Genomic DNA, 9,228 nt, shown 5'->3' on the forward strand with positions numbered 1-9,228 from the left:
ATTAGTTGACAAGATAAGGCACCCTTGTACCTTATCTTGTCCTCTTGTTGTTTATTTAGCAAGGTCTAACCTTTTGTAAAATACTCAACGGCGCTACGGAATAAGTGTTGGTCCTTGTTTCCTGGAATATTTTGGAAAAGACCATCTTCGTAACGTTCTGAGTGTCCCATTTTACCAATGATTTGACCATTTTTACTTGTAATACCTTCAATAGCGTTGACAGAACCATTTGGATTGTATTTAGAATCCATGCTTGGTTGACCGTTGAAATCAACGTATTGGCTAAAGATTTGACCGTTATCACGGAGTTCTTCAAATTCAGCAGCATTGACAACGAATTTCCCTTCACCGTGTGATACTGGAATAGCGTGGATATCTCCCACTTCAACACCAGCAAGCCATGGTGAATTTGTGTTGGCGATACGTGTTTCAACCATTTTCGCCATGTGTTGGTTAGCATCGTTGTAGAACAAGGTTGGACTTGTTTCTGTGGCATCTTCAAAGTTACCGTATGGAAGCAATCCTGATTTAACCAAGGCTTGGAATCCATTACAGATACCAATGATAAGCCCACCTTTTTCGATAAAACTGTCAATAGCCGCACGAACTTTTTGGTTCAACAAGATGTTCACGATGAATTTTGCAGAACCGTCTGGCTCGTCCGCTGCTGAGAAACCACCTGCAAAGAAGATGATGTTTGCTTTTGCGATATTGTCAACCATCGTGTCAACAGAAGCTTCAATAGCTGCTTCGTCAAGCGTTACAAACGGAACCAAGTTCACTTTGGCACCTGCTTGTTCAAAGGCCTTAGCCGAATCGTACTCTGAGTTTGTTCCTGGGAAAACAGGGATGTAAACCAATGGTTCAGCCACTTTTTCGCTGGCTTTGATAACGGCATCTGAAGCCACAGCTGGCACATCTTCGATAACTTGGCTTTGCTCAAATTCTGTTGGATAAACCTCTTCAAGCGTACCTTCAAAGGCTGCTAACAAGGTTTCTCCAGAAAGGGCAACGCCGTTGACTGTCAACGTAAAGTCAGCACTTGTCTTACCAATTTTCACAGCGTCAGCAATTTCTTCAGCAGATGTAAAGATAAAGCCACCGAGTTGAGCTGTCAAGCTTGTGTCAAGATCAGCTAATTCAACTGTCGCACCGATGTGATTTCCAAATGTAGCCAAAGCCAAGCTTTCCATCACACCACCGTATTTAACAGCAGATGCTGATGTGATATGGTGTGCTTTTTGAATCGCTTCAAACCTTGTAAAGTTTGACTTAATCAAATCAAAATCAATATCTTGTGAAATAGCTTGACCAGGAAGGTAATAAACGTACTCACCAGCTGCCTTAAATTCTGGCGAAAGCACTTTGCGACTATCTGCCGTTGTCACACCAAAGGCAACCAATGTTGGCGGTACTGTTAATTCTTCAAATGTCCCTGACATTGAGTCCTTACCACCAATTGATGGCAAGCTAAGTTGTAACTGTGCTTCGATAGAACCAAGAAGGGCTGAAACAGGTTGACCAAAGCGGTCAGCTTGTTTGTCCATACGTTGGAAGTATTCTTGGTAAGAGAAACGTGCTTTAGACCAGTTTGCACCTGTCGCCACCAAACGTGCTGTCGCTTCGATAACGGCATAGGCAGCACCGTGATACGGTGACCATTCTGCAATGTAAGGGTTGAAACCTTGTGCCATGACAGAAGCTGTTGTTGTCACACCATTTTGAACAGGTAATTTTTGAACAGAACTTTCTGTTGGTGTGATTTGATAACGACCACCGATTGGGTGGTTAACGGTTGAGCGACCAACTGAGCTATCAAAAATAGTTTGAAGCCCTTTTTGGCTGGCATGGTTAAGGTCTGAAAGAACTGTTACAGTATCAGCTTCCAAGGTTTCAGCTGAAGTTGTGCGTTGTTCTGGCACATCAACTTGGCTATCAACCACGTTAGCATCGACAACCACGCGCACACCGTTTGTATCAAGGAAACGGCGCTCAATATCTACAATCGTTTGCCCATTCCATGTCATAACAAGATTTGGTTTTTCAGTCACAGTTGCCACTACAACCGCATCGATATTTTCCTTATGACAAGCAGCAACAAAAGCATCGATGTCTTTTGGACGCACCACAACGGCCATACGTTCTTGCGATTCTGAAATGGCAATTTCTGTTCCGTTAAGCCCTTGGTATTTCAATGGCACTTTGTTCAAGTCAATTTCAAGACCATCAGCCAATTCACCAATCGCAACACAGACACCACCAGCACCAAAGTCATTTGATTTCTTGATAAGGCGTGTCACATCGCCATTACGGAAAAGACGTTGGATTTTACGTTCTTCAATGGCATTCCCTTTTTGAACTTCAGCACCAGCTGTTTCAACAGATTCAACGGTTTGAACCTTAGAAGAACCTGTCGCACCACCGACACCATCACGCCCTGTTTTACCACCAAGAAGGATAACCACGTCACCTGCTTCTGGTTTTTCACGCACCACATTTTCCTTAGGTGCTGCACCGACAACCGCACCAAGTTCCATGCGTTTGGCTACAAATCCAGGGTGGAAATATTCTTTAACATAAGTCGTTGCAAGGCCAATTTGGTTACCGTATGATGAATAACCATGAGCCGCTGTTTTTGAAATCACTTGTTGGGGCAATTTCCCAACGCGTGTGTCAGCAATTGGCATGGTAATATCACCAGCACCTGAGATACGCATGGCTTGGTAAACATAAGAACGCCCTGACAATGGGTCACGGATAGCCCCACCGATACAGGTCGCAGCGCCACCAAACGGTTCAATTTCAGTTGGGTGGTTATGAGTTTCATTTTTGAACATCAACAACCATGGTTCTTTGACACCATCAACGTCCACTTCAATCTCGACAGAGCAAGCGTTGATTTCGTCAGATACTTCCATGTCGTCCAAACGGCCATTGGCACGCTCATAGCGTCCAAAAATAGTCGCCATGTCCATAAGCGTTTGTGGTTTTTCAGAACGCCCCAATTCATCGCGCATCGCAAGGTATTTATCATAAGTTGCTTGCAATTGCTCTTGGAATTTAGAAGCTGAAAAATCAAGGTGTTTTAGTTCGGTTTCAAAAGTAGTGTGACGGCAGTGGTCTGACCAATAAGTATCCAAAACTTTCAATTCTGTTTCAGTTGGCACACGTCCAATTGATTTGAAGTAATCTTGGATAAAGACAAGGTCATCCACTTCCATTGCCAAGCCTTGCTCTGCCTTATATTTGGCAAAATCAGCTGCTGTATAAGTCTTGAAAAAGTCAAGGTTCGGAATAGTTTTATCAGATTCTGAGAATGCTTGTGGAGCAATTCCTGTCGTGATATCTTTGAAGCGAGAATCTACTGGATTCAACAAATAATGCTTAACAGCTTCCAATTCAGACGCTTCGATATCTTTATTTACCAAGTAAAGTTGAGCGGTATTAACCGTTACATCGTTGCCACTACCCAATAAAAGCAAGGCTTCTTGAGATGACGCCGCACGTTGGTCAAATTGGCCTGGAAGTGATTCAATCGCAAAGAAAGCATAGTCTGACAAGGCCGCAACCACATCACTTTCTGCCAAAATATTATCCGTTACTGGTTCAGAAAAAATATGCTTTTCTGCACGCGCAAAAAGCGCTTCGTCTAGCTGAAAAACATCATACACTTGAATGATGCGTAAATCAGTCAAACTGTTTAACTGAAGATTGTGCTTAAGCTCTTTGATAAGTGCTTGCGCTTTAACGTTAAAATGTGATTTTTTCTCAACAAAAATGCGTTTATCCATTCCCTATCCTTTTAAGAATTTTCTTTCTAGTAGCTTACCAGTACACCGTACCGAGCTTTTTTATCCAAGTCCTTGCAATTTTTCAAGAACCACTTCGTAAACATCTGTTAGGTTACCCAAGTCACGACGGAAAACATCTTTATCCATATGGTGACCTTCCGCATCCCAAAGACGGCAGTTATCAGGTGAAAATTCGTCCGCAAGGATGATATGACCATCCTTATCCTTACCAAATTCCAATTTAAAATCAATCAATTGAAGTCCAATTTGGTTGAACCAATCTTTCAACAATTCGTTGATACGACGTGTTTCAGCCTTGATGTAAGCAATACCCTCATCACTTGCAATACCAAGGAATTTCACGTGTTCATCGTTGATGAATGGGTCGTCCAAGTCATCGTTTTTATAGTAAAATTCAACAATCGGTGTTTCTAGCTGAATGCCTTCTTCCACACCAAATCGTTTTGAAAATGATCCTGCAGTCACATTACGCAAAACAACTTCAAGCGGAATAATATCAACTTTTTTGTTCAATTGTTCGTTTTCTGACAATTGTTTAACAAAGTGGGTTGCAATACCTGCTTCATTTAATTTCGTGAAAATTAAAGACGAAATCTGGTTGTTAAGCACCCCTTTCCCTTTGATGGTTTCCTTACGAGCACCATTAAGCATGGTTGCTTGATCTTTATAAACTGAAATAATCACATCTTCATCATCTGAAGTTGTGTAGATATCTTTGGCTTTTCCCGTATAAATCAGTTTTCTTGACATTTATTTGTTCGCCTTTCACCTTTATTCAACTAGATTTTAACATACGATGTCATTTTTTTCAACATTTAACAGACTTTTTGAGAATTCAAAAACAAAAACGTTCACCTTACGCGAACGTTTCTTTCTAATTTATCCGATTATTTAAATAATCTGACAATTCACCAAGAGAGGCCAAATCTTCCACATCTTCATCGGGAATACTGAGTTGAAAAGCTTCTTCCAAATCAATAATAAGTTCCACTAACTCGATAGAATCAAGCCCCAGGTCTTTTTGAATATCCATTGAAGTGGTTAAGGTTAGGTCTGGATTTTTCACTTGTCCTCGAACCACTTCCGCCATTTTATTAAAAATCATTTCTCTTGTCATATGCTTTAATCCTTAACAGTAAAAGCATCGACCAGCTGCTCAACAACTTTTGTTTCTAGCATGGTGCGTACTTGTTTGATGGTGTAGAAAACAGCTTGGGCATCACTTGAACCGTGGCATTTAACCACAGGAGCTTTCAAACCAAAGAGAACCGCACCGCCTGCACGCGTATAATCCATCGTATCTTTCAATTGGTACAAGCTATTTTTCAATAAAAGGGCACCTAATTTTGCTCTGAAACCACCTGATTGAATAGATGATTTCAAGCTACCCATGATGTTAAGAGCTGTTCCTTCCATGGTTTTAAGCACAGCGTTTCCCGTGAAACCATCGGTCACCACAACGTCAGCTACGCCATTCATCAAATCACGCGCTTCCACATTGCCAACAAAATGCAAGCTTTTATCTTCTTCTAACAAGGCATAAGTGTCCTTATGAAGTGGGTCACCCTTAGTCGCTTCCGTACCGTTATTGAGCAAGCCTACACGCGGATTGGCAATGCCACGCACATTTTTAGCATAAAAAGAACCAAGCGTTGCATACTGATGCAAATGTTTTGGCGTATTCTCCGCATTTGCTCCCAAATCCAACATATCATAGCCCTTGCCATCAGTCGTTGGTAGCGTAGACATCAAACCTGGACGATCAACGCCTTTAATGCGACCAATCACAAACAAACCAGCCGCTAAAAGCGCCCCTGTATTTCCCGCAGAAATCACGGCATCTGCTTTCGTGTCTTTAACTGCCTGAGCAGCTAGTACCATGCTCGCTTTTTTCTTACGGCGAATGGCTTTGACAGGCTCATCATCTGAATTAATCTTTTCTTCCGTATGCACGATTGTCACACGTTCAGTTGCTTTCAAATATTGTTTTATCTTGCTTTCATCACCATAAAGTTGCACTTCAATATCTGAAAATTCAGCGAGAGCTTGATTCACTCCTTCGACAATAGCTTCAGGGGCGTTATCACCACCCATAGCATCAATTGCAATTGTTTTCATAGTCATCTCCTCACAAAATATAATCACCCCATTATAACACGATTTAGCATTTTTTTCAGTTTTATAAAAACAACAAGGGATTTTCAGAAAAAAATAAAAAACTGTCGGCAATCCTTGAAAACAAGGTACCACCAACAACTTTTAGGTCATAATATCTCCCCACGTTCCCAAATCATCGATAAATTGCTTACTTTTCAAATGTAAACCCACATAAGTCTGATACAGGTCATCAATGAACAAACGCAATTTTTGCTTCATCTCAGGTTTAATGGAAATGGTTCTTAAATCATCAAAATGAATAGCTTGAAAACGGTCCACCAAATAAAGCATATTGGGGTCGAGGTGGCTACGATGATTATCTTTGTGGTAATGCTCTGGGCAAAGCAAGCCCGAATACCGATGCGAAAAATCAAAAGGCAAACCCACACGATGACAAAAAATACATTCATGAAAATTAAGGCGTACACCAAATCGCTCTAAAATCTGAATTTCAAAGATATTGGTCAAAATAGCGTAATCAAGACCTTCTTCCATTAAAGAAAGAGTCTTTTGTAAAAAGGCAAATAAAGGAGCATCTGCCACATGGTCGCTCAAAGCCGCATCTGCCAAAGCTGTGACATAGGACGCATAAGACAGTTTAAACAAATCTGCGTTGATGGCCTTAAAGGTTTCCACTTCCTTATAATCCTCGATGAAAGACAAGCCCTCATCATTCAATTTTAAAATGAATTTTGCAATGGTCAAAGGCTGGAGAACCGCTGCTAACTTAGACTTGCTAGCATGTCTGACAAAAAACATATACTTGCCATCCGTTTCGGTAAAGAGTTTGACCAGCTTGTCATCCTCACGATAATTGCGGTTGTAGAGAACAAGCCCATAAGTTTCCTTAGTTTGCATGTTCTTCCATAAATTCTTTCAAGCGCTCCATCGCAGTTGTGATGGTTTCCATGCTAGCAGCATAAGACAAACGAAGGTAACCTTCACCGTATTTTCCAAAAGCAACCCCTGGGATAAAGGCAACAGCTTTTTCACGAGCAAAATCCTGACAAAATTTAAACGAATCTTGCTCATAACCCTCTGGAATCTTAGCAAAAATGTAGAATGCCCCATCAGGTTTGATAATCTTAAAGCCAAGTGCAGACATCTTGTCTATAATGTAATCACGACGTTTCACGTACTCAGCTTTCATTGGTAGCGCATCGTCCTTGCCGGCAGAAAGAGCTTCAATAGCTGCAAATTGTGCCATCGTTGTCGCAGCTGTCACCAAATATTGGTGACTCTTAATCAATTGTGCCGTAAAAACAGCAGGTGCAAAAATCAAACCAATTCGCCAACCTGTCATGGCGTGCGATTTTGACAAGCCATTGATTAAAATGGTTTGTTCTGGCAAATATTCTGCAATTGAAACGTGTGGCTCATCCGTGTAGGTCAATTCTGAGTACACCTCATCTGAAATAACAAAAACATCGTATTTTCTAAGAACATCCGCCAAAGCCTTAATTTGCTCACGCGAATACGTCACACCAGTTGGATTGGTTGGATAATTAAGCAAAACAGCCTTGAGCGAATCTCCTTGCTCTAAAATAGCTTGTTCCAATACCTCTGGCGTCAACACAAAGTCATTCCCTGTTGTATCAATCTCCACAATATCAGCCCCAACAAGATTGACAATTGGTTCGTATCCAGGATAAGCTGGTGCTGGCAAAAGAACCGTATCCCCAGGCTCTAAAATAGCAGTCAAAGTCGCAGACAAGGCTTCCGTTGCCCCGATAGTCACCAAGATTTCATTATCTGGATTATAGGTCAAATGGTACTTGTCTTTAACAAAATCAGCCGCAGCTTGACGCAGAGCCATCAAACCAGCCATTCCTGTATAATGGGATTGGTTGGCATCAATAGCCGCCTTAGCAGCCTCTTTAACATGCTCAGGCGTTGTAAAATCTGGTTCCCCCAGAGTCAACTTCATAATCCCTGGCACATCCGAAATGGATTGGTCAAACTGACGAATCAAAGATACTTCGATTTTATCTAAATACTTATTAAAACGATTAGTCAAGCCCATAACAATCTCCCTTTATGTTTAATTATATCTATTATACATAAAATTCTAATAAAAGCCAGAACCTTTCAGACTAGACCAACATAAAAAGAGAGAACCAAAGTGTTCTCTCCACATTTCGACTTATTTTGCCGTGTCCATTCCAAATAAAGGCGATAACGGACGTTTTTCATGAATACGAGTAATAGCTTCACCAATTAGTTCAGCAATTGAAATTTGCTCAATCTTATCAATTAAACGTTCTTCTGGAAGGTAAATCGTGTCTAAAACAACGAGTTTTTCAATCGCTGATTTTTCGATATTTTCAAGTGCAGGACCAGATAAGACAGGGTGAGTACATGACGCATACACAGCAGTCGCACCCGCTTCAGCAAGTGCATCAGCCGCATGACAAATGGTACCCGCAGTATCAATCATGTCATCAATCAAGATACATTTCTTACCTTTAACGTTACCAATGATATTCATCACTTCACTTGTGTTCATTTTAGTGACACTACGACGTTTATCAATAATAGCAATCGGTGTTTGGAGGAATTGTGCCAACTTACGAGCTCGTGTCACACCACCATGGTCAGGACTAACAACAACGACATCTTCACCAACTAAACCATGACGGTCAAAGTAATCCGCAATAAGAGGTGCACCCATCAAGTGATCCACTGGAATATCAAAGAAACCTTGGATCTGAGCAGCGTGCAAATCAACCGTCAACAAACGATCAACTCCTGCTACTTCAAGCATATCTGCAACCAATTTAGACGTAATTGGTTCACGTGATCTTGCTTTGCGGTCTTGACGTGCGTAGCCATAATAAGGCATGACAACACTGATGGTTTCAGCACTAGCTCGTTTCAATGCGTCAACCATAATCAAGATTTCCATCAAATTGTCATTAACAGGTGAACTTGTTGATTGTAAAATAAAGACATGACGCCCACGAATTGACTCTTCGATATTAACTTGAATCTCACCATCAGAGAACTGACGAACTGATGATTTTCCAAGCTCAATTCCCATAGCCGAAGCCACTTTTTCTGCCAATTCCTTGTTTGACGATAATGCAAACAGTTTTAAATCAGAATAAGACATGATTTCCTCCAAAGTTTTTATCCTCTAATATTTTACCGTTTTTCTCTCTATTTTTCAACAAATAAAAGAAAGGATTACCTTGCCTTTAAAAAGGAAGCATCAAAAACATACTAAGATTAGTAGCGAGAAAATCTCCGACGGGAGAAA

General features: G+C 41.0%; 7 protein-coding genes. All 7 read right to left on the reverse strand.

The window, feature by feature from the left end:
* Positions 1–65: 65 nt before the first annotated feature.
* Positions 66–3,791 carry a phosphoribosylformylglycinamidine synthase gene (locus B3473_RS04635; RefSeq protein ID WP_154454869.1) on the reverse strand — a complete coding sequence of 1,242 codons (3,726 nt, stop codon included), beginning with the start codon at positions 3,789–3,791 and terminating at the stop codon, positions 66–68.
* Between the two features lie 60 nt (positions 3,792–3,851).
* Complete coding sequence (gene purC, locus B3473_RS04640; protein WP_154454868.1) at positions 3,852–4,562, reverse strand: phosphoribosylaminoimidazolesuccinocarboxamide synthase; 711 nt, start codon at positions 4,560–4,562, stop codon at positions 3,852–3,854.
* 124 nt (positions 4,563–4,686) lie between these two features.
* Positions 4,687–4,917: a phosphopantetheine-binding protein gene (locus B3473_RS04645; RefSeq protein ID WP_167510361.1), complete on the reverse strand. Its 231-nt coding sequence runs from the start codon at positions 4,915–4,917 to the stop codon at positions 4,687–4,689.
* A gap of 17 nt (positions 4,918–4,934) precedes the next feature.
* Positions 4,935–5,930, reverse strand: a complete 996-nt coding sequence (gene plsX, locus B3473_RS04650; protein ID WP_154454866.1) for a phosphate acyltransferase PlsX — start codon at positions 5,928–5,930, stop codon at positions 4,935–4,937.
* A gap of 141 nt (positions 5,931–6,071) precedes the next feature.
* Positions 6,072–6,827 carry a DNA repair protein RecO gene (gene recO / locus B3473_RS04655; protein WP_154454865.1) on the reverse strand — a complete coding sequence of 252 codons (756 nt, stop codon included), beginning with the start codon at positions 6,825–6,827 and terminating at the stop codon, positions 6,072–6,074.
* Positions 6,817–7,992: a pyridoxal phosphate-dependent aminotransferase gene (locus B3473_RS04660; RefSeq protein WP_154454864.1), complete on the reverse strand. Its 1,176-nt coding sequence runs from the start codon at positions 7,990–7,992 to the stop codon at positions 6,817–6,819. Before B3473_RS04660 ends, recO begins: the two co-directional genes overlap by 11 nt.
* A gap of 120 nt (positions 7,993–8,112) precedes the next feature.
* On the reverse strand, positions 8,113–9,081 hold the full coding sequence (locus B3473_RS04665) for a ribose-phosphate diphosphokinase (RefSeq protein ID WP_154454863.1): 969 nt from the start codon (positions 9,079–9,081) through the stop codon (positions 8,113–8,115).
* Positions 9,082–9,228: the final 147 nt, after the last annotated feature.

It is taken from the genome of Streptococcus sp. UBA632 (genome assembly GCF_002300045.1).
Classification (GTDB): Bacteria; Bacillota; Bacilli; order Lactobacillales; family Streptococcaceae; genus Streptococcus; species Streptococcus alactolyticus.

What these genes read in the sequence shown, in the direction of transcription:
- B3473_RS04645 (WP_167510361.1), bottom strand. Translation starts at nt 4,917, where the DNA reads ATGATTTTTAATAAAATGGCGGAAGTGGTTCGAGGACAAGTGAAAAAT.
- B3473_RS04660 (WP_154454864.1), bottom strand. Translation starts at nt 7,992, where the DNA reads ATGGGCTTGACTAATCGTTTTAATAAGTATTTAGATAAAATCGAAGTA.
- recO (WP_154454865.1), bottom strand. Translation starts at nt 6,827, where the DNA reads ATGCAAACTAAGGAAACTTATGGGCTTGTTCTCTACAACCGCAATTAT.
- B3473_RS04665 (WP_154454863.1), bottom strand. Translation starts at nt 9,081, where the DNA reads ATGTCTTATTCTGATTTAAAACTGTTTGCATTATCGTCAAACAAGGAA.
- purC (WP_154454868.1), bottom strand. Translation starts at nt 4,562, where the DNA reads ATGTCAAGAAAACTGATTTATACGGGAAAAGCCAAAGATATCTACACA.
- plsX (WP_154454866.1), bottom strand. Translation starts at nt 5,930, where the DNA reads ATGAAAACAATTGCAATTGATGCTATGGGTGGTGATAACGCCCCTGAA.
- B3473_RS04635 (WP_154454869.1), bottom strand. Translation starts at nt 3,791, where the DNA reads ATGGATAAACGCATTTTTGTTGAGAAAAAATCACATTTTAACGTTAAA.